Source organism: Kitasatospora sp. NPDC056651 (assembly GCF_042792155.1).
Classification (GTDB): Bacteria; Actinomycetota; Actinomycetes; order Streptomycetales; family Streptomycetaceae; genus Kitasatospora.
Genome location: NZ_JBHTWX010000058.1, coordinates 32,952 through 52,603, shown reverse-complemented (window position 1 = coordinate 52,603; position 19,652 = coordinate 32,952). Strand labels below are relative to the sequence as shown.

At 72.5% G+C, this 19,652-nt stretch carries 17 protein-coding genes; 7 read left to right on the top strand and 10 right to left on the bottom strand.

The window, feature by feature from the left end; all coding sequences use genetic code 11:
- Positions 1-208 precede the first annotated feature (208 nt).
- Both ACFRAR_RS22550 and ACFRAR_RS22545 read right to left on the bottom strand, forming a co-directional pair.
- On the bottom strand, positions 209-1,777 hold the full coding sequence (locus tag ACFRAR_RS22550; protein ID WP_380699921.1) for a S8 family serine peptidase: 1,569 nt from the start codon (positions 1,775-1,777) through the stop codon (positions 209-211).
- 417 nt (positions 1,778-2,194) lie between these two features.
- Positions 2,195-2,668: a hypothetical protein gene (locus ACFRAR_RS22545; RefSeq protein WP_380699920.1), complete on the bottom strand. Its 474-nt coding sequence runs from the start codon at positions 2,666-2,668 to the stop codon at positions 2,195-2,197.
- Between the two features lie 250 nt (positions 2,669-2,918).
- Between ACFRAR_RS22545 and ACFRAR_RS22540 the strand changes: the two genes are divergently transcribed.
- Both ACFRAR_RS22540 and ACFRAR_RS22535 read left to right on the top strand, forming a co-directional pair.
- On the top strand, positions 2,919-3,941 hold the full coding sequence (locus ACFRAR_RS22540) for a hypothetical protein (protein WP_380699919.1): 1,023 nt from the start codon (positions 2,919-2,921) through the stop codon (positions 3,939-3,941).
- A 168-nt stretch (positions 3,942-4,109) separates the two neighbouring features.
- The gene (locus ACFRAR_RS22535) at positions 4,110-4,529 is read left to right on the top strand and encodes a hypothetical protein (RefSeq protein ID WP_380699918.1); all 420 of its coding nucleotides are present in this window, start codon (positions 4,110-4,112) and stop codon (positions 4,527-4,529) included.
- Positions 4,530-4,633: 104 nt separating this feature from the next.
- Here ACFRAR_RS22535 and ACFRAR_RS22530 read toward each other — a convergent pair whose 3' ends face one another.
- From ACFRAR_RS22530 to ACFRAR_RS22510, 5 genes are all read right to left on the bottom strand, one after another.
- Positions 4,634-6,031, bottom strand: a complete 1,398-nt coding sequence (locus ACFRAR_RS22530) for a hypothetical protein (RefSeq protein ID WP_380699917.1) — start codon at positions 6,029-6,031, stop codon at positions 4,634-4,636.
- 370 nt (positions 6,032-6,401) lie between these two features.
- Positions 6,402-7,736, bottom strand: coding sequence for a hypothetical protein (locus ACFRAR_RS22525; RefSeq protein WP_380699916.1), 1,335 nt, complete (start codon positions 7,734-7,736; stop codon positions 6,402-6,404).
- A 176-nt stretch (positions 7,737-7,912) separates the two neighbouring features.
- A complete protein-coding gene (locus ACFRAR_RS22520; RefSeq protein WP_380699915.1) occupies positions 7,913-8,077 on the bottom strand; it encodes a hypothetical protein in 165 nt (54 codons plus the stop codon).
- 75 nt (positions 8,078-8,152) lie between these two features.
- Positions 8,153-12,742: an RHS repeat-associated core domain-containing protein gene (locus ACFRAR_RS22515; RefSeq protein WP_380699914.1), complete on the bottom strand. Its 4,590-nt coding sequence runs from the start codon at positions 12,740-12,742 to the stop codon at positions 8,153-8,155.
- A 165-nt stretch (positions 12,743-12,907) separates the two neighbouring features.
- Entirely contained in the window at positions 12,908-13,108 is a 201-nt protein-coding gene (locus tag ACFRAR_RS22510; protein ID WP_380699913.1) for a hypothetical protein, read from the bottom strand.
- A gap of 528 nt (positions 13,109-13,636) precedes the next feature.
- Here ACFRAR_RS22510 and ACFRAR_RS22505 point away from each other — a divergent pair.
- Complete coding sequence (locus ACFRAR_RS22505; protein ID WP_380699912.1) at positions 13,637-14,023, top strand: hypothetical protein; 387 nt, start codon at positions 13,637-13,639, stop codon at positions 14,021-14,023.
- A 335-nt stretch (positions 14,024-14,358) separates the two neighbouring features.
- A complete protein-coding gene (locus ACFRAR_RS22500; protein ID WP_380699911.1) occupies positions 14,359-15,429 on the top strand; it encodes a hypothetical protein in 1,071 nt (356 codons plus the stop codon).
- Positions 15,430-15,493: 64 nt separating this feature from the next.
- Here the strand turns inward: ACFRAR_RS22500 and ACFRAR_RS22495 are convergent, their stop codons facing one another.
- Complete coding sequence (locus tag ACFRAR_RS22495; protein ID WP_380699910.1) at positions 15,494-16,027, bottom strand: DUF2716 domain-containing protein; 534 nt, start codon at positions 16,025-16,027, stop codon at positions 15,494-15,496.
- Positions 16,028-16,242: 215 nt separating this feature from the next.
- On the opposite strand from ACFRAR_RS22495, the gene ACFRAR_RS22490 reads away from it, so the two are divergent.
- Entirely contained in the window at positions 16,243-17,526 is a 1,284-nt protein-coding gene (locus ACFRAR_RS22490; RefSeq protein WP_380699909.1) for an amidohydrolase family protein, read from the top strand.
- A 54-nt stretch (positions 17,527-17,580) separates the two neighbouring features.
- Entirely contained in the window at positions 17,581-17,985 is a 405-nt protein-coding gene (locus ACFRAR_RS22485) for a hypothetical protein (protein ID WP_380699908.1), read from the top strand.
- A gap of 45 nt (positions 17,986-18,030) precedes the next feature.
- On the opposite strand, the gene ACFRAR_RS22480 is transcribed toward ACFRAR_RS22485, so the two are convergent.
- Positions 18,031-18,519 (bottom strand): GNAT family N-acetyltransferase, encoded by a 489-nt coding sequence (locus ACFRAR_RS22480; protein ID WP_380699907.1) that lies wholly within the window; start codon positions 18,517-18,519, stop codon positions 18,031-18,033.
- A 258-nt stretch (positions 18,520-18,777) separates the two neighbouring features.
- On the bottom strand, positions 18,778-18,945 hold the full coding sequence (locus ACFRAR_RS22475; RefSeq protein ID WP_380699906.1) for a hypothetical protein: 168 nt from the start codon (positions 18,943-18,945) through the stop codon (positions 18,778-18,780).
- 219 nt (positions 18,946-19,164) lie between these two features.
- On the opposite strand from ACFRAR_RS22475, the gene ACFRAR_RS22470 reads away from it, so the two are divergent.
- On the top strand, positions 19,165-19,635 hold the full coding sequence (locus tag ACFRAR_RS22470; protein ID WP_380699905.1) for a hypothetical protein: 471 nt from the start codon (positions 19,165-19,167) through the stop codon (positions 19,633-19,635).
- Positions 19,636-19,652: the final 17 nt, after the last annotated feature.

Below are 19,652 nucleotides of genomic sequence, written 5' to 3'. Positions count from 1 at the left end.
CCTCCCCGCCGGTCCGCGCCCCGGCCGGGGGCGGCCGCCGGGCCGCGGGGGCGGGGGCCCCGCGCCCCCGCTACGGCCCAGCCGGCCGACAGGGCGCCCGGACGTGCCGGGACGTACCCGAACGCGCCTGGAGGTGCCCGGACGCGCGCCCGGCGCGCACGCCCCGCTGCTGATTCCGGCGGCATGGCCTCCGAACGGGCGGTACCGGCTACCTGACCGCGCGCAGGGCGTTGACGATGCCGAAGCCGTAGAAGCCGTTGACGCGTTCGCCACCCGCACAGACGGCGTCCGCGGCGCCGTCGCCGGCCCCGGCGGCCCCGGCGGTCCCCGCGGCCCGGGTCGTCGGGCACCCCGGGTTGTCGGCCTGGGCCTTGAGCATGGCCTGCAACTGCTCCGGCGTCGCGTTCGGATGGGCGGACTTCAACAGCGCGGCCACACCGGCGACATGGGGCGTGGCCATGGACGTGCCCTGCTCGTAGCCGTACTGGTTGTTCGGCAGCGTCGACAGGATGCCGCCCGACCGGGACGGCGTGTCCGAGGCCTGGTACTGGTCGCCGCCCGGCGCCGCGACGTCGATCACGCCGAGGCCGTAGTTGGAGTAGTACGCCCGCGCGTTGGTGGCTCCGATCGCGCTGACCGTGACCACGCCCGGCAGCTGTGCGGGCAGGTCCCAGCAGGTGTGCGGGTCGACCGTCCGGCTCCCCGGGGTGGAGTCGTTGGGGCTGCCGCCGTCGGTGAAGCCGTCGGAGGCCAGGTCGTGGTTGGCGTTGCCGGCCCCGGCGACGTTGAGGGTGCCCTTGCGCTGCGCGTAGAGCTGGGCGCGGTTGACCGCGTCGATGATGGCCTTCTGGTCGGGGTCGTCCAGGCAGTTGTACTGCCACGGGTCCACGTAGTAGCTGTTGTTGGTGATCTGCACGCCGTGGTCGGCGGCGAACACGAAGGCGCAGACGACGCTCTCGGCGTAGATCAGCTGGCGCGGGGTGGGCTGGGAGACCGTGATGCCGGAGACCTTCACCCCGGGGGCCACGCCCGCGACACCGACGCCGTTGCGGGCCGCGGCGATCGTGCCCGCCACGTGCGTGCCGTGGAAGTAGTCCGGGTCCACCGGCCGCCAGGCGCCGTACGTGGTGTCGGCCTTGCCGCTGGCGCAGCTCGCGGACTGCGAGGGGGAGAAGTTCGGGGCGAGGTCCGGGTGGGTGTCGTCGACGCCGGTGTCGATCACGGCGACCGTGACGTTCCTGCTGCCCGGGTTGATCTTCGCGGCCTTGTCCGCGCCGATCGCCCGCAGCGCCCACTGCTCGGCTTCGAGGGGTTCGGTGCCGTCGCCGGACGCCTTCCCGATGCTCGCGGCCTCGGCCTCGGAGAGGCGCCGCACCGAGCCCGCGTCGGCGGCCCCCGCCGGGCTCAGCGGCGAGGTCCGGGTGGCCCCCGCCGACTGCACGCCGGGCACCGCGCGCATGCGCCGGGCGAAGTCGGGGTTCGCCGAGTGGACGACGATGACGCCGATCGCGTCGTGGGTGACGACGATGGTGCCGCCGGCCGCGGTGACGGCCCGCTGTACCGCTGCGATCGTGCGACGGTCGGTCCTGGTGTTGACGACGTACGCCAGCGTGTTCGCGTCCTCGGCCTGCGCGGCGGCCCGCGCGACGCCCTGCGCGGCCGACTGTGTTCCGGGCGTCGCCGAGGCCGTCGCGGGGAGGGCGCCGAGCGAGGCGGTCAGCGACAGCACGATCGGTGCGGCCAGGCCGAGCCGGAGTAAGGAACCTATTCGAGCCATGTGCTCTCCACATCATCCGGGTGCGGGACCCGGCCGGGAACGGAGTGCCGGCCGGGCTGGTACGGGACGGGTGGTGCAGGAGTGAAGCTAACCCGCCGTCTCACGAACCAGCAATGACCTTGCACAAACTCTCCCAACCGCGGCGAAGGAGGCTCTGGGGCCGATCGATGTCCTGGAGTTCAGCCCCAGCCCGACCGGGCCGATCACGCAGGCCGCCCAGACCTCGGTCGCCTCGGCCACCGCGCAGTTCGAGCTGCACGTGCTGGGGGCCGTGGTCGCCGTCCGTGAACGTCCGTTCCTTCACGAGCTTCCGATCCGCCGCCGCTCACGCGTGGGAAGTCGGCCCGCATCGGGACGTCACCACCGGCACATCGCCGACACGTCGCCGGCGCACCGTCGGCCGATCAGGCCGGCGGCCTACCGCAGCGGTCCGCACTCATCGACGAGCACGGTCGGCGCCGACAGGAACACGTCGGCGTCCACGGGGCCGTAGGCGACGTTGAACGTGTCCAGCCAGTACGACCAGTCCCGCACCCCGGCCGCGCTGCTGAAGCGGTAGTTCAGCTGCCAGCGCACCCACTGGCCCGGGCCGAGCCGCACCGCCGGCGGCCTGCGGGAACGAGGCGGCAGCCCGAACAGGGGATGCACGTGGGGAAGCACCCGCAGCCGGCCGTCCGCCTCCCGGAGGCTGACCTCCACCTCCCGGCGCTCCTCCAGGGTCTCCCGCGGCTCGAAACGATCGTGCTCGTGCATGCGGACGACGTGTGCGAAGGAAGCCGGGGCCGGAGGCGCGGCGAAGCCCACCGGGGCCGCGTTCCGTCGAGCGGCGGCCTCGCCTCCCCTGGACTGTTTCGTCCACGATGTTCTGATCCACTGCACCGTGATCTCCAAGGCGCCCACCTCCCGGCGAAGGATACGCAGTCCGGTGAGTGGGTGTCATCGCCTTTTCGGCACAAGGGGAGAGTTCGTCTGCCGACTGCCGTGACTGCCCGACCTGGTACGGCGTCAGAAACTATGTCATTATATGCCCGCTAAGTGGCGTCGCGCTGGCCTTGGTTCCTGGTGCTGCCGCTCACCTGCGAGTGGCCGCCTCACCCGTCTCCCCCCGCAGCCGCGTCTGCCAGTTTTGAAAGAGACTCCAGTGTTTCGTCGCAGCCACCCCACCGCCGTTCTGCTGGCCGCACTGCCGTTGCTCCTCGCCGGATGCTCCAGCGCGGCGCCGAGGGCCGGTGACGGTGATCCAGCCGGATCGGCCGTCGCGCCGCCGGCGAGTGCCTCGTCGGCGAGTGCGCCATTGGCAAGTGCGCCGTCCGAATCCGTGTCCGCCTTTCCGTCCGGCATACCGGTGCTCCAGTCGGCCAACGACAGACCACTGCCGCTCGACCCCTATCTTCTGAACCCGGATCAATGGGTGACGCTCAGCGGAGCGCAGGACAAGCTGTTGTCGCGCTGCCTGGCGCGCTTCGGTTTCAGTGAGAACCGCACGCCCATTCCCATGCGGCGTGACAGCGATGCTCCGAAGACCCGGGTCGACGGCCATTACGGCCGACAGAGCCCGGAGTTGATGGCGAAGTGGGGCTACCACCCCGAAGGCGGGGCCCGTCCCAGTCAGGTCGCCCCGGCCGAGCGGACGCAGACTCCGTCCGCGGAGATGCGGATCGCGCAGACGGGTTCTTCCGATGCCGGCCAGATGTTCGGCCCGGGTGGTCAGGTGATCGGCGGTCAGACCGTGCCCGATCACGGCTGCTTCGGCGAGATGACCCAGCAGCTCACAGGTGCCGTGGACGGCCAACTGGGCGACGCCAAGGCCGCCGAGGACCTCAAGTTCGCGACCTTGAAGGATTCCCGGGACGACGCACGCACCCGTGAGGCGTTCGCCCGGTGGTCGTCCTGTATGAAGGCCGGCGGCTACGACTATCCCGATCCGCCGGCGGCATCAGGCGATCCGGAATGGCCGAAGACTCCCATGCCGACGCAGCGGGAACTACAGGTGGCCACCGCGGATTCGGCCTGCCGGAGCAAGGCCAACGTGGTGGGCGTCTGGTACGCGGTGGACTTCGGCTACGAGGAGCAGGCGATCAAGGAGAACGCCGCTGCCATGGCGGAAGCCAAGAAGGGCCTGGAGGCCCAGCTCGCGGCAGCGGCGAAGGCGCTGGCCGGCTGACGGGCATCGGCCTGTCCGTTGCCGCGACGGTCACCGCGATCGGATCGTCATGCGCTTTCGCTTCCGCAGGTCAGCGGCTGGTCCGACGGCAATGCGGGGAATATGATGATCAATCATATGAACGTCAATTACTAATGATGTGACGTCCTTGAGGAAAGGGATTTTGCGATGCGATTCAAGAAGGCCATAGCCGCGGTCGCCATGGCGGGCGGCATCCTGGCCGGCGGGCTGGCTACCGCCGCACCCGCGTCGGCTCACGCCTGCCCCAACGCGCCGGGTGGGATCTGCCTGTACTACAACTCCGCGGCGAACAACCACGGGGCCTCGGTGGAGGTCGAGATCAACGACTGGTCCTACCACCCGTACACCTTCGCCTGTGACAGCCTCACCGGGAACTGCAACGGTGCGGGGCAGCCCGCCTACAACCGGGCGGCTTCGGTGAAGAACTACAGCATGCACACCTACGTGGTGTACTACAACAGCGGTTGGGACTGCAGCTACGCCTGCCAGACGATCGCCAGGGGGACCTTCCCCGACCTGAACCCGACCATGAAGAACAACAACGCTTCGGGGCAGTGGGTCCTCTAGCCGGTACTCCAGCCGCACTGCGGTGAGGCGGGAGCGGGGGCGGGGCGGCACCCGCCCCCGGCGCCCGTACGGCCGGGTGGGCGGGTGCGCTCCGGGAGGGGCGCCTACAACGGCGGCAGGCGGCGGACGAAGACGTCCTGGACACCGTTGGTGTCACCGGGGGTGAGCGTGCCGTCCTGGGAGACGAACAGGACCGTGCTGCCGGTGGCGTCCACGACGGGGGCGGAGGAGGCGCCGGGGGTCTGGGAGCCGTCCGGGGCCACGCTCACCCGTTCCGTGCGGCCGGTCCACAGGTCGTGGCGGAAGACGTCCGCGACGCCGTTGGTGTCCCCGGGCACCAGGTTCTCGGCGTCGGAGGCGAAGACGACCCACCGGCCGTCGAGGCCCATGACGCCGTTGCGCGAGGAGCGCGTGGTGGTGGTGCCGGGCAGTGGGGTGCTGACCTTCGTCACGGTGCCCTGGCGCAGGTCCCGGACGTACAGCTCCAGGTGCGAGCCGGGGCCGTCCGGCGGGCCGCCGGGCTCGTTCAGGGTGAAGACGGCGTACCGCCCGTCGGCGCTGAGCGTTCCGCCGAAGTCGCCCAGGCGGCGCAGCGCGCCGTCGGCGTCGATGCTGGCGCCGCGGATGCGGCCGGCGCGCGCGTCGTAGACGTAGTACGGGTCGTAGCGGGGGGCGGTGAGCCCCGGCGGGGTGCCGGCGGGCGACGGCGGCGGGGCGGCGGGTCCGTCCGGGGCGAGGAGGTTGGTGGCCGCCGAGCTGAAGCCGATGGTGGCGCCGTCCGCGCTGATCGTGACCGAGCCGGAGCCGGCGTTGGCCGGGGAGCCGTCCGCGCCGACGGTGATCAGGGTGGTGGTGCCGGTGCGGCGGTCGGTGACGAAGTCGTTCCAGGCCCAAGGCCGGTAGGCCGCGCCGGGCACCAGGTCGGTGCGGGTGGAGCTGAAGGCCACGTACCGGCCGTCCCAGCTGAGGACGGGATCGAAGGAGTTGCGGCCGCTCTGGTCGGACGCCGGGTCCCCGGTGGTGACCAGCTCGGTGCGGCCGGTCCGCAGGTCCCGGACGTAGACGTTGGCGATCCGGCCGGGGTGTTCCCCAGGGGCCACGCCGCTCGCCTCGGTGCTGAACGCGACGTACCGGCCGTCGCCGCTGATCGCCCCGCCGCTGGTGGACTCGGCCGGCTGGGTGCCGTCGTCGGCGAGGTTGACGCGTTCGGTGTGCCGGGTCCACAGGTCCCGTACGAAGAGGTCGCGCCGGCCGTTGGTGTCGCCGGGCACCAGGTTGTCGGCCTCGGACATGAAGAGCGCGTACCGGCCGTCGCCGCTCAGGCCGAGCGTCTTCGACCAGCCGTCGGACTTCGCGCCGTCGGGGCCCACGCTCACCAGCTCGGTGTCGCCCCGTCCGGGGGCGGCCTGCGCGGGCGCCGCCGCCGTGCCGGCGAGGAGCGCGGCGGCGAGGGCGCAGCCGGCGCGGATCAGGCGGCCGGTCCTGCTGTTCGGTTGTTCCATGATGGTCTGTCCTCCCCGGTGGCGAGGTCGGACGGCATGCCCCGGCCCCTCCGCGGCCCCCCGTGGACCGGCTCGGGAGAGCCGGCCGCTGCGGGGTCCGGTCCGTCGGCGACCCCGGTCGATGGTTGGCGTGAACCCGCCAACAAGGCCAGTGTGCACGACAGTTGGCGGGTCTGTGGGATTTCGGTGAAGTCGGTGTCCGGTGCGGTCGCCGCGCTCCTGGCGGGACGGTGAGCGTTCCTGTGAACCCACCCGTGCGGAGCCGGCCATGCCCGCCCGCCCGCCCGGTCCCGTTCCTGGGCACGCTCCCGGGAACGGGGCGGGCGAGCGGCTCGGCCGCCCTGCCGGGGCGGCCCTGACCGGTCGACCGTCAGCTGTTCTTCAGCGAACGGAGGTAGACCTGCCAGTCGGAGCCCGTGCCGCCCGGAAGGAGGTTGGAGCTGTTGTCGCCGAACAGCACCGTCCTGCCGTTGTCGGTCACGAACGGCTCACCCGCCGCGCCGTCCTTCGGCGTGCCGTCGGAGGCCGTGGTGAGGAGCTCGGTGTGCCCGGTCCGCAGGTCCTGCCGGTACAGGTCGAAGCGCGCCTGGCCGGCCCGGATGATCGTGTCGGAGCAGCCGCCGGAGAAGTAGATCCACCGGTCGTCGGTGGTGATGGCCGCCGACGGTTCCCCCCAGCAGATCGCGTCCGGGTTGGTGGAGGTCCTGATGCTCTGGACCCGGTTCGTCCGCAGGTCGTTGACGAAGAGTTCGGTACGGGACTTGCCGCCCGGCAGCGGGGTCGCGCTGAGGGCGTAGGCGGCGTAGCGGCCGTCGGGGCTGAGGCGGATGGTCGGGGCCGCCGCACCGGGCGTCCCGTCGGGGTTGAGGCCCGCGACGACGGTGGTGCCGCTGTCGAGGTCGGTGGCGTAGAGGGTGGTGAAGCGCAACCGGGCCAGGCCCGCGGTGCCGGCGTCCGCCGCAGGCAGGAGGTTCCCGGCCTTGGAGGTGAAGCCGACCGTCCGGCCGTCGCCGCTGATCGTCGGGTTCTCCGAGTCGCCGTCGGCGGCCTGTCCGCCGGCACCGACGCTGACCAGGCGGGTGGCGCCGGTGATGCGGTCGGTGACGTAGACGTTCCGCTTGTTCGGTGTGACGGGTGCTCCCGGCACGAGGTCGGTGCGGGTCGACATGAAGGCGATGTGCCGGCCGTCGGCGCTGATGGCCGGGTCGTAGGAGCCGCCGTCGCCCGGGCCGGCCGCGGTGCCGTTGGTGACGGCGCTGGTGCGGCCCTTCACGCGGTCGCGGACGTAGACGTCGAACACCCCGTTCGCCTCGGCGGAGAACACGATGTAGCGGCCGTCGCCGCTGATGCCCGCCGCCTCGGTGGCTGAGCTGAACGCGGTGCCGTCGTCGGCGCGGCTGACCAGCTCGGTGCGGCCGGTGCGCAGGTCGCGGACGTACAGGCCGAAGGCGGGGCTCGCGTCGGCCACCAGGTTCGTCGCGGACGAGCTGAACAGCGCGTAGCGGCCGTTGCCGCTGATGCCCAGGCCGATGGACGACTGGTTCGCCCGGGCGCCGTCCACGCCGAGGTCGACCTGGGTGATGGGGCCCCATACCGGGGCGGCCTGGGCCGGTGCGGCGGTGACGGTGACGGCGGCGGCCACCGCGAGCAGGGCGGCGGCGCGCGCCAGTCGGCGGCCTCGGGTGGTGCGGTTCTTCGGTTCCATGGTGCTGCGTCCTCCCCGGATGGTCGGTCCGGCCCGCCTCTGCTCCCCGTCGGCGGGCCCGGGGACGAGCCAAGCGCCGGACGCCGCCGACGGTCAATGGTTCGGACGGAAACCGGCCGAGAATACGCCCCTGGAGCCCTGGACGGATCATCCGTCCAGGGCTCCACGACTACGGTTCAGCGCCGGCGCCGTTCGAGGAACCAGGCCGCGATCAGGAGCGGGACGGACACCTCGAACGCCGAGGTGCCGTCGCCCCGCTCGAAGACCAGCTCGAACACCGAGCCGACCGCGGCCAGGGCGACGCCGCAGCAGAACACCACGACGGACCGCGAGTGACGCATCTCAGTACCGCCTGCCGCCGTCGGGACGGGCCGGCCCGGAAGCCCCGGGCCGGCCCGCTCGTGCTCGGACAGGGCCTAGCAGCTCGCCCGCCAGGGGGTGGCCCAGGACCCGTAGGCGCTGTACGGGATCTGGGTCCAGCGCCCGACGACGAGCGCGGCCCCGGCGTTGATCGCCAGGCACTCGCCGCGGTTCTTGGCCCAGAGCGCGGTGCCCTGGACCCACGCGCCGATCACGCCGATGGCGACGCCGATCACCATGCCGGGCGGCCCGAAGAGCGAGGCGATGAGGCCCGCAGGGCCGTAGATGAACACCGAGTAGTCGGCGATCCGCTGGGTCCAGCGCTTGTTGAACACCGCCTGCGCCTGGATGTAGCCGTAGCCGCTGCCCCAGCCCCCGGTCCACATCTTGGCCCAGACCCGGCCCCAGTCGAAGTACCAGGTGCGCGACCAGGACCAGCGTCCGTCCAGGTCGGTGCAGTTGACCGGGTCGCCGGAGCAGTACTCGTAGGCGTTGGTGTTGCCGCCGTACACCGGGTCGATCGACTGGAAGCGGCCGCTGCGGCCGTCGTAGAGCCGTGCGCCCATCAGGAGCTGGCCGCTCGGCGTCTCCGCCGAGCGCTGGTTGCCGCCGAGCCAGCCGTAGCGGGCCGCGGTGCCGGCCGCCTGCTGCCCGCCGAGTTCGTCGCTCTCCAGCACCACCGGGGTCTTGGTGGTGTCCAGCGGGAGCACCACGTTGACGTCGCCGTGGATGTTGGTCAGGTAGAGGACCGTGCCGCCGGTCTTGTCGGTGGTCGCGGCCAGCGTCCCGTCGACGCCCGCCACATTGCGGGTGACGGTGCCCGCGGCGTCCTCGACGATCCACCGCGGGGAGTCGTTGTCGGCGCCGTAGTGGTTGGTCTTGACCCCGGTCCGGGTCCAGCCGCCGGAGGCGTTGGACTCGGTGGTGGCCGCCCGGCGGCGCAGCGAGGGGTCGAGCGACCAGGTCTGCCGGGTGCCGCCCGAGGTCTGCTGCTGGACGAGGTCGCCGACGTAGTACGTGGTGGTGCTCCCCGGCGCGCCGGTGGTGCGGCCGAACGCGTCGTAGGCGTACCCGGCGTCGACCAGGCGGTCGGCGCTGTCGTAGGCGTGCGTGACGGACGCGCCGGGCACGGTCGGGCAGGGCGCGCCGAGCGGCACGGTGGCGGACGTCTGCGAGGTGCGGTTGGCCCGCTTGTCGTAGGTGTAGGTCCGCAGCGAGCAGCCGGTGGTGGCGGTGTCCCGCACCTGTGCCAGACGGCCGGCCTTGTCGTACCCGTACACCTGGTTGGCGCGGGTCGCGGAGTTGGTGTGGGCGGTCACCTGGCCGTGGATGGAGCGGGTCACGTTGTCGGCGGCGACCACCGCCCCGTCGGAGTCGCGGGTGTAGACCCGGCTGACCGGCTCGCCGACCGTGTTGGCGGTGAGCTGGAGGGTGTACCCGCCGGGCAACTGCTCCTTGCTGACCTCGCCGCTCGCGTTGTACGTCGCGGTGAAGGTGCCGGCGACGGAGTCCACGGCCTTGACCGGCAGGCCGCGGGGTTCCGCGGTGTTGTCGTAGGTGTAGGTCGTGGTGGAGGGGACGTTGTCGCCGGTGCTGACGATCCGGTCCAGGCGGTCGTAGACGGTGGTGGTGGTGCCGCCGTCGGCGTCCGTGTAGGAGATCGGGCGGCCGAGCTTGTCGAACACTCGGGTGACGGTGCCGCCGGAGGCCATGGTGGTGGCGACCGCCCGGCCGGTGGCCGGGTCGTAGCCGGTGGTGGTGGCGGACTGGGCCTGGCCCAGGGTGCCGGTCACCGTCACGGTGGTCTGGCGGCCCGCCGCGTCGTACGCGGTGGTGGTGGTCCGCTCGGCGCTGCCGGAGGTGTCCGTGGTGGCGGACGGCTGGCCGTAGCGGGTGTACTCGTAGGTGCTGTCCGGGAGTTGGGCCGGGTTGCTGCCGCCGCCGGTGATGTCGCCGGCCGGGCCGGTCCAGCAGACCTGGTCGGCCCACTCCGGGCGGCCCTTGCACCAGCCGGTGCCGGTGGCGGACCAGTAGACGGTCACCTTGGCGCCCGCGTCGTTCGAGGTGGCGCCGGGCAGCACCTGGTTGACGATCCGCCCCTGGGCGTCGTAGCCGGTGCCGGTGCTGATGTCGAGGCCGCCGGAGTCCCGGGTCTTGATGACCGGCAGGCCCTTGGTCCAGTCGTACTGGGTCTCGTCCACCCGCTTGTCGGCGAGGATCGAGTCGTAGCCGTTGACCCGCAGGCCGTAGGTGGTGATGGTCAGCAGGTCCTGCGCCTTGGCGGTGCCGTCGGTCGGACGGCCGGTGTCGTACTCCTTCACCGCCCAGGAGCGGGCGGCCACCGAGGAGCCGGCCTTGAGCAGCACGGCGCCGCCCGAGGTGAAGTCGGAGGTCAGGGTGACCCGGTGGAGCGGCCCGAAGGTCTCTCTGGCGCGCACGCCGGTGGAGTCGAAGTAGCTGTAGTCCTCCAGGAGTTCGGCCCGGTCCTGGCTGCTCAGCGACTGGATGCCGAGGTCGAGCTGGACGGCCTGGTCGGCCGGGGTGAGGCCGAGCGCCACGGCGCGGTTGGCCGGGCTGAGCGAGCGGACGGTGTTGCCGAACCGGTCGTACTGGTTGGTGCTGAGGTACCCGCCGGGCGCGGCCGTGTTCACCTCGCGGCCGTCCGCGTCGGCGTAGACCACGGTGGCCCGGCGGTAGTCGGCGGCCGACAGGCCGGCGCCCGCGTGGGAGGCGGGCACCACGTCGGCCGGGAAGACGGCCGTCGCGTCGGCGGGGACGTCCCGCTGGTTCCACGCCAGGACGTCGGAGGCGCGCAGCTGGTAGGGGGCGTTCGCGCCGCTCAGCGGGATGTCGTAGACCACCGAGGAGACGGCCGTTCCGTCGGTCTGGGTGGCCGAGCCCGGGGCGAGGGTGGGGCGGGAGACCGCCAGCAGCATGCCGTCACCGGCGGTCGCGCTGTTGCCGGCCTGGCCGTAGGTGAAGGTCCAGGGCAGTTCGCCGGGGGTGGTGAGGGTGGTCACCCGGCCGCCGGTGTAGGCGTAGGCGGTCTTCAGCGGGGTGGCGAGCCGGGGGTCCCAGGCCTCGCGGAGCTGACCGGCGGAGTCGTACGCGTACGCGGCGACGGCCTCCGGGGTGGCCGCGGCGGCCCCGGGGTCGGTGGCCCATGCCCGGATCTGCTTCACCTGGCCGGTGAAGTCGCCGAGGGCGGAGCCGGTCGCGGTGGTGGACGCGGCGTACACGTACTCCAGGACTCGGCAGCCCTTGGTGGCGGGGGTGGTGGCGCAGGTGTCGGCGGCCACCGCGGTGGTCGGCGCGACCACGTAGCGGGGGCGGGCCACGGTCCTGCCGCCCACCACCGTCTTCTCCGAGACGACGGTGGTCGTGGAGTTGCCGGTGGCGAGGTAGGTGGTGGCGAGCGTCCAGGTGGTGGCGGCGCCGTCCACCTTCGCGAAGGTGGCCGTCCGGCCGGTGCCGTCCTTCAGGGTGAAGGAGCCGGCGAAGGAGCCGGTGAGCGTCAGGTCCTCCGCGCCGGGCTGCGGCTGCCAGCCGCCGCCGCTGGTCGCGGTGAAGCCGAGGCGGTCACCGGTGGAGGTCACGACCACCGCGGACGAGGCCGAGGCCTGCTGGATCTCGGTCCAGTTGGTCTCGGTGGTCCTGCTGACCACGCCGGCCGTCCACTGGGGGCCGAAGATCGGGGCCTGGCCCTCCTGGGCGGCGCCCGCGTCCGGCTGTCGGGACGAGGCCGTGCGGGCGACGCCGACGCCGAAGACGTTGGTGTCGGTCGCGGTCAGCGCGTAGTCGCCGGTGAGGGTGTTCAGCGAGCCGGGGCCGAGCTGCTGGTGCGGCGCCGTTCCGGCCCGCCGGTCCACGGTGACGGTGCCGGCGGGAGAGTACCCGGTGGTGCCGGCGGCGGTGAACTTCGCGCGGACCTGGACCGGGCCGTCCTTCGCGATGGTCCCGGTGATGTTCCAGGTCAGGGCCGGCGCGTCGCCGCCCGACACGGCGAGCGGCCAGGTGACCGCGGAGCCGTTGGAGGACCTGACCACGTCGGACGCCGGAACGGCCTTCCAGCCGTCGGTCTCGCCGAAGCGGTACTCGTACGCGACACCGGAGTACTTCGGGCTGCCCTTGGCGCTCAGCGTGGTCCGGCGGGCCGAGACGGCGCCCTGGGCGGGGCTGAGCAGCGAGGCGCCGTCCGCGCCCACGCCGAAGGAGAACGCGGTGGTGTCCGCCGAGAGGTTCCCGGCCGCGTCGACGGTGCGCGCGTAGAGGGTGTGCCAGCCCTCGGCGGGCGAGATGGTCGCGTTGAGGCCGTGCCCGCCGGTGCCGCTCGCGGTGTCGTAGAGGCGGGTGGAGGCGGCCGGGTCGTCCAGACCCCAGCTGTAGCCCAGGCCGTCGGTGGAGGTGGTGGACAGCGTGCACTGGGTGCCGGCCGGCACGGTGGCCGTCCAGGTGTCGGCCGGCACGCCGGCACAGGACACGGTGGGGGCCGCGGGCAGCGAGCTGTCCGAGACGAAGGACGTGTAGGCGCTCCACGCGCTGTAGTCGGTTCCGTCGTAGGCGCGCGCCCGGAGCCGGAGGTGCTTGCCGTCCGGCAGCGCCTTGGCCTGCGGGACGACGAGGGTCGCCGGAGTGCCGGAGTTCACCGCGTCGGACTGCGCCGTGAAGGTGTAGGTGGTGTCGGCGGAAGCCGGGTCCGGCGATATCTCGAACTCGACCCGGTAGGTGCCGCCGTCGGGGTCCGAGGCGGTCGCGCGGAGCGTCGGGGTCGGGCTGCTGGAGTAGCTCTGCTGGTTGTACGGGTTGACGAACTAGGGCGCGGCCGACAGGTCCGAGGGGACGGTCGGCGCGGTGTTCCCCGCCGTGGCCGCGGCGGCCGGCTGGGTGGCCACGGCCATTTCGGTGCCCTGGAACAGGGCGACCGACAGGGCCAGTGACACCGCGGCGGCGACGGGCCGAATGCCGCGGTCGATGGGGGTGGGCTTTCGGCCCCGTGATCTGTGGGCGCTCACGTGCGCAATTCCCGCCTTGTCATGATCGTAGCGAACAGGTGGGCAAAGGCTAGGGGTGATGGCGATCTTGCGGGGGATGTCAGTTGATTACGGTTCAGCAAAATTGCCGTTCGTGATCCCACGGAAATTGATTGGTTTTTACACTTTTCTCATCGCCCCCCCCGGGTGGGAATTCGACCGGCTTTTGGGGTGTCGATTACCTTTTCGCCCGAATCGATTCGCCGCGATTGGGGTGGATTCGCCGCGGGCGCGCGGCCGGGCCGGCCGCCCTCCTGGCGGTTCCTGTCCTCCCGGCTGCGCCTCCGCCGCCGAGCCGGAGGACGTCGACGCCTGCCCGGGCCTGCCGTGAAGACCATGTGGTTCGCATACGAGATTCCGAATGCGCCGGAAGGCGCTCGCCGCCGGCACCTGATCAGATGACTCCCCGGGCGGGACGGTGCGCCGCGCGGCCCCGGCTGGCTAGCGTCACCGGCGTCCCACCACTTCGCGGCGTACCGGCGCCGCGAGCCGACCCCCGGAGCGACCACCATGCGCCGTACCGCCGCCGTCATCGCCGGAGCCGTCGTCCTGTCGGCCTCCTTCACCGCCCAGGCCGTCGCGGCACCCGCCGAGATCGTCGCCCCCAACGCCAGGGCCGCCGCCGAGGTGGACTCCAAGGGCGGGCTGGAGCGGCAGAAGAACGTGGTCGACAGTTTCGCGTACGGCCCGGGCGTCTACTGCGTCATCGTCGACCAGGCGGCCGGCATCAACCTGTCCACCGCCCTGATCCTGGCCAACGGCGGGCCGGGGAGCACCAGCGTCTCGACGATCGGGAAGCCCACCACCTCGTGCGGCAGCCGGCGTGACGCCGTCACCGTGGTGACCCTCAAGGACGGCCTCCCCGCGCCCTCCAGCTTCACCCTCGCGATCCTGTAGCCGGTCCGCGCTCCACCGCCCGAGCGGGCAGTCAGCCTGCTCGGGCGACCGCACAAAGCGCCGGATCGACCGGGGACCAGAGTCACTCGATGGGCTGATTGCGCATCCGGCCGCCGGGTGGCAGTGGCCGACGGCGCCGAGGTGCTGCCATCGTTCGGAGATCACCAGCGAGGGGCCTCATGACCGATACGACCGACACCCCGCCGAGGACGGCCGCCGATTGCGTGCCGCCCGCCCGCCTGTTCCTGGGGGTCGGGCGCCGTACGAGTTCCCCCGGGACTACGGGTTCCGCCGGGGTTCCGAGTGCTGCCAAGACCGCGGGCACCGCCGAGGCCGTGAGCACCGCCGGGATCCCGAACCCCGTCGAGCCCGCGCGCACCGCCGAAGCCGTGAGCACCGTCAAGCCCGTGAGCACCGTCAAGCCCGCGAGCACCACCAAGCCCGCGAGTACCGCCGAGACGCTGCCGAGCGTCTACGCCCCTCTGGTGGCCCTGATCCGGGAGGCCATGGAGGCCGGGGATTCGGACCTCGCGACCCACCTGGCCGAGGAACTGCACCGCCGCGTCGCCCTGGAGCGCGGTGCCCAGCATCCGGAGGCGCTGCGCGCGCAGGAGGTGCAGGCGTACGTCGCGGCCGTCGGCGGCGACCCCCGGCGGGCGGCCGACCTGTTCGCCGGGGCCGCCGCCGCGTGGGCCGGGCTGGGTGCGTCGGAGCAGTGGGCGGCGTCGCGCAACGCGGAGGTCTGCCGGCGCCGGGCGGAGGCGGTGGCGGCGGCCGAGCCCGCGGCGGTCCCCGCCGCCCGGCGCCTGCCCTTCTCCCCGGGGCTCCTCCCGTCCTTCTCGCCGTCGCTGGCCCGGGCGTTCGGGCGCGGAACCGTCGTCGCGGTCGTCCTGGCGACGGCCCTGGTCACGGGAGCGACGGAGGTCGGCCCGCTGGCCCACCTCACGGCGGGCCCCCGGACGGCGGCCGACGACCAGCCGACGGTGCCCGCCCTGGTGGCCGCGCTGGAGTTCTCCGCGCCCTCGGCCGCCCCGGACCCGGGCCAGGCGGCGGACCTGCCGGAACCGGCGGCGGAGGAGCCCGCCGCCGAGCCGGACGCGGCCGAGGCCGCTGACGAACCGGAGGCACCGGCCGCCGACCCGAGCGGCGGACACGGGCCCGGGGCCGGGCGGCGGCACGACGCCCCGGCCACCCACCCCCGGCCGAAGCCCGCCCCCGAGGCGGGCGGGCTGTCCGGCGGCCAGGGCGCCGACGCGGCGGAGCTCTGCGCCACCGCCAAGACGTACGGCGGCCAGTATCTCGGCCCCCTCGTCGACCTGTGCCGACGCGCCGCCTCCGCGTCGGGCAAGCGGTCACTTGCCCCCGAGTTCGTCGTCCGGGAGGGGCCGGCCGGCCGCTCCGACTGAACGCGGCGGCACCGGCTGCGCACCCGTCCTGCGGGAGTCTCGGCGGGCCGTCAGGCCCGCGCCCTCACACCGGCAGGCCGTCGCGGCGCAGCGCGCGCCCGAGCACCTGGTCGACGTCCTCGGAGACCGCGGCCAGGAGTTCGGCGCCGAAGACGCAGAGGGAGTTCTCCCAGGGGTGTCCGAAGGTGCCGAAGCGCAGGTCGTCGGCGAGGAAGACGGCGTAGTCGGCGTCCGGGACGGGGCCGAACGGCCAGCCCTCCCGCGAACGCCCTTCGAGGACCCTGGAGAGGAACATGTCGGTGGCCGGGAGGTCGGGGCGCAGCCGGTAGCAGGTGTGCTGCCAGTCCAGGATCCAGAGCGACTCCCCGGGGCGGCAGCACTGCGCCAGCCCGTCCTGCACCACGTCGACCAGGCGGTCGAGCTTCCGGTCGCCGGGGTCGTCGTCCAGCGCGTCGAGGCTCCAGGTGACCGACGGCGAGGGCTCCGTGATGCCGGGGAACACGTGCATGCTGGGCCGGAAGCCGAACCCGGCGTGGAAGCGGCCCCAGATGTCGGTGTACTCGGGGTCGTAGAGCCGCCGCAGGGCTTCGCTGGTCATCCGGTGAAGCTACCGGTCGGGCACCAGGATGGCGAACCGTTTCGGCAGGGGGTATGACACGCCGCGTTCGGAGCAGTGTCGTCGACTGCCGCGGTCGGCGGCGACACGCTGTGCTCCTCGGCCGCGCCGAGCGTCCGTCACGTCGCGTCCCACCCGTGGGCCCCGGATCCCGTCGAGCCGCCGGCTCGCACCCAGCCCGCCACGAGAGGAAGACCGTGACCCCGCAGCAGCCCCCCGCGTCGATCCTGATCGAGAACGTGCGGGTCTTCGACTCCCTCCGCTCCGGGCTCACCCCGCTGACGTCGGTGCGCATCGAGGGCCGCAGGGTCGCCGCGATCGGCGGCGGAGCCCCGGGGGCGAGGACCACCGTCATCGACGGCGGCGGGCGGGTGCTCATGCCCGGCCTGACCGACGCCCACGTCCACCTCTTCGCGGTCGGGACCTCCCTCGCGGGCCTGACCACGGGCCCCACGGGCACGGGCTACTACAACGCGCTCGCCGAGGCCGAGCGGATGCTGATGCGCGGCTTCACCACCGTCCGGGACATGGCCGGCGACGTGGCCTCACTGCGGCAGGTCCTGGACGCCGGGACGTTCCCCGGCCCGCGCATCTACCCCAGCCAGGCGGCGATCTCCCAGACCTCCGGACACGGGGACTTCTCCGACGTCCACGAGAGCGCGAGCACCTTCTCCTGCGGGGCGCACTCCCGCGCCGAACAGATCGGCTTCCTGCGGGTCGCGGACGGCCGCGACCAGGTGCTCGCGGCGGTGCGCGAGCAGCTGAAGCGGGGTGCCTCCCAGATCAAGGTCATGGCGGGCGGCGGAGTGGCCTCCCCCTACGACCCGCTGGACGTGCTGCAGTACACGCCGGACGAGCTCAGCGCCGCGGTCGAGGCCGCCGCGGACTGGGGCACCTACGTGTCCGCGCACGTCTACAACGACGAGGGCATCCGCCGCGCGGTCGCCGCCGGGATCAGGTCGATCGAGCACGGCCACCTCGCCGCCGGTCCCGGCACCCTCGAACTGATGGCGGACGAGGGCGTGTGGCTGAGCACCCAGCCCTTCGTCGAGAGCGACCACGAGCTCACCAACCCGGAGAACGCCGCGAAGAACGCGCAGATGTGCGCCGGCGTCGCGGACACCTTCGGCTGGGCCCGGGAAGCGGGTACGAAGATCGCCTTCGGCACCGACCTGCTGCTCGAACCCGAGAAGGCCGGTCTCCAGAACGAGATGCTCACCCGGCTGTCCACGCGCTTCGAGTTCCCGCCCGCCGAGGCGCTGAGCATCGCCACCTCCGGCAACGCCGCGCTCTTCCGGCTCTCCGGAGAGCGCGATCCCTACAAGGCGGCCCGGCTCGGCGAGATCACGGTAGACGCCTGGGCCGACGTCCTCCTCGTCGAGGGCGACCCCACCAAGGACCTCACCGTCCTCGGCGACCCGGAGAAGAACCTCGTCGTCATCATCAAGGACGGCCGCATCCACAAGAACACCCTCGGCTGACGGACCGGCAGGCCGGGCCTGGCACCGTGCCGCCGGACGGAAAGGAAGACCCTCGTGCGCAGAAACGTCCCTCTTCCGGCCCGTGCCGCCTCGACGGCGCTGGCCTGTCTCCTCCTGGGCGCCCTGCCCATCCCGGCCCTGCCCGTCCCGGCCCGGGCCGCGGCCCGCGAACCGGCTGCGGCCGCCGGCCCGTTCACGGTCAGCGCCCAGGACTGCGGGCCCTGGGGCTGCCAGTACGCGCCGCCCTACTTCGTCCTCGACGACCCCGCCGGCTGCCACGCGGTGCCACCCGCCCCCGCGACCATCAGCTCGCGCTGGACGCGGTGGTGGAACGGCACGGACCGGAACGCGTACCTGTTCACCGACGGCGCGTGCACCGGGGTGGCCGATGCGGTCCTGGACGGGACGTCAGGGATCGAGTTCGGCCAGGCCCCGTACCGCTCGATCCGCTTCGACTGACCGCCGGGGTGGCGGCGGATGCCATGCGGCGTCACGCGTCAGCGGTCACAGATCCGTCGTCCCGGTCCGCGTCCGGCAGCGGAAGAACAGCTCGGGGTCGCCCTCGTCGAGGCCGTGGAGAAGCCCGACCGGCTCCCACCCGGCCCGTTGCAGCAGCCGCTGCATCGGCAGGTTGGACACGTTGGTCGAGGTGAACAGCTTCGGGGTCGCGCACGAGGCCACCGCGGCGTCCAGCAGCCGGCCGCCAACTCCCGTGCCACGGGCGGACGGTGAGACCATCAGCAGCGTGACGAAACCTTGCTCGAAGAACGTGTACTCGGTCACGCAGTAGCCGAGCGGGCCGGACGGCCCTTCCGCCACGACCACCAGGCCCTGCCGGCACCACCGGCGGATACTCGCCGCCCGCTCCTCGTCGCCCTCGGCCGCGACCGAATCGATGGCGATCAGCGCGTCCGCGTCCGCGTCCGCGTGTGCCTCCGCCTCCGACTGCCTGACGCGACGTACGACGAGTTCGCCGAGATCTGCTGCATCCATGGGGCCATGCTGTCAGGTCCGTGCGACATCCTGATCCCGTGAGCTCTCCGGCCCACCGCGACCTGACCACCGAGGTTGGAACAAGCGCTCTCCCACGGCCTCGTCAGGGTCCGGCCCGGTTCCGTTCGACGATCAGCGCCGCGATGCGCGGACGGGCCGCAACGCCGGAGAGGCTCCGCGTCGACCGACACACCGAGTCCTCAGCACGTCACGCGGGAGCCCCGGCCGCTGGGACGGCCGGGGCGGGGACCAGCCTCGTCAGGACTGCCGGGGAACCGGATTCTCCGGGGAGTCCAGCCAGGCCGTCCGGCCGTCGACGGTGACTGTCAGGCCGAACCGCTCATGCCCGGGGCGGCCCTGCCCGTCCCACCAGCGGTAGGCCGCCTCCACCTCGTCCCAGAGGTTCCGGGGGCCGGACTGGTACACCGCATCGTGCGGCTTCCCAGGAAGTATGAAAAATGGGCGGCGGGGCTCAGTGCCCGTGATCGGCTGTCCCAAGAGCTCCTGGGCGATCTGCCACAGTTCTCCGCCGCGCGAGACCTCCAGGAGCACCTTGTCCCCAGGGCGGACGATGGACTCCAGGTAGTACTCCGGCTGTAGATCGTGACCGTGTACGCGAAGGGCGGCTGCCGGTAGCCTGCCCGGATGGCTGAGGTTTGGGATGAGCGGCAGTTGGCCGCCGACGGGTTCGAGCACGTATACGCCGAGTTGGACTGGTATGACGGTCCCCGCAGCGGGCTTGTGGGCATCGGTGGAGCACCTCACTACTTCCAGTGCCATGACGTCGACTTCTCCGTTGCACCAGACGAGTACTTCGTGTGGCCGGCGGACGAGAAACTCGTCGCGCTGGAGCGGGAGCAGTGGGCAGTCTTCGTTGAGTGGAACCAGCGGCACGAGGAAGGTTCCGCCGGCATCGATCGGGACCCCGGCCAGGGAGGCGTCGACGCCCGGTACGACGAGCTGACGGCAGTGCTCACCCCGTACCGGCAAGCGCCCGCAGACGCACAGTTGCTGGTTGCTGAGTGGCGCTACGACGGTGGGGAGCCTTACCGAGCCGATGGGGTCTACTACTGGGTTCGGTGGCATAAGGCGCGAGATGCTCAGGCTTCATCATGATCTGTTGTGTGGACAGT

Coding starts and splice junctions, on each gene's coding strand:
- ACFRAR_RS22550 (WP_380699921.1), bottom strand. CDS start 1,777: ATGGCTCGAATAGGTTCCTTACTCCGGCTCGGCCTGGCCGCACCGATC.
- ACFRAR_RS22535 (WP_380699918.1), top strand. CDS start 4,110: ATGCGATTCAAGAAGGCCATAGCCGCGGTCGCCATGGCGGGCGGCATC.
- ACFRAR_RS22530 (WP_380699917.1), bottom strand. CDS start 6,031: ATGGAACAACCGAACAGCAGGACCGGCCGCCTGATCCGCGCCGGCTGC.
- ACFRAR_RS22525 (WP_380699916.1), bottom strand. CDS start 7,736: ATGGAACCGAAGAACCGCACCACCCGAGGCCGCCGACTGGCGCGCGCC.
- ACFRAR_RS22520 (WP_380699915.1), bottom strand. CDS start 8,077: ATGCGTCACTCGCGGTCCGTCGTGGTGTTCTGCTGCGGCGTCGCCCTG.
- ACFRAR_RS22505 (WP_380699912.1), top strand. CDS start 13,637: ATGCGCCGTACCGCCGCCGTCATCGCCGGAGCCGTCGTCCTGTCGGCC.
- ACFRAR_RS22495 (WP_380699910.1), bottom strand. CDS start 16,027: ATGACCAGCGAAGCCCTGCGGCGGCTCTACGACCCCGAGTACACCGAC.
- ACFRAR_RS22480 (WP_380699907.1), bottom strand. CDS start 18,519: ATGGATGCAGCAGATCTCGGCGAACTCGTCGTACGTCGCGTCAGGCAG.
- ACFRAR_RS22470 (WP_380699905.1), top strand. CDS start 19,165: ATGGCTGAGGTTTGGGATGAGCGGCAGTTGGCCGCCGACGGGTTCGAG.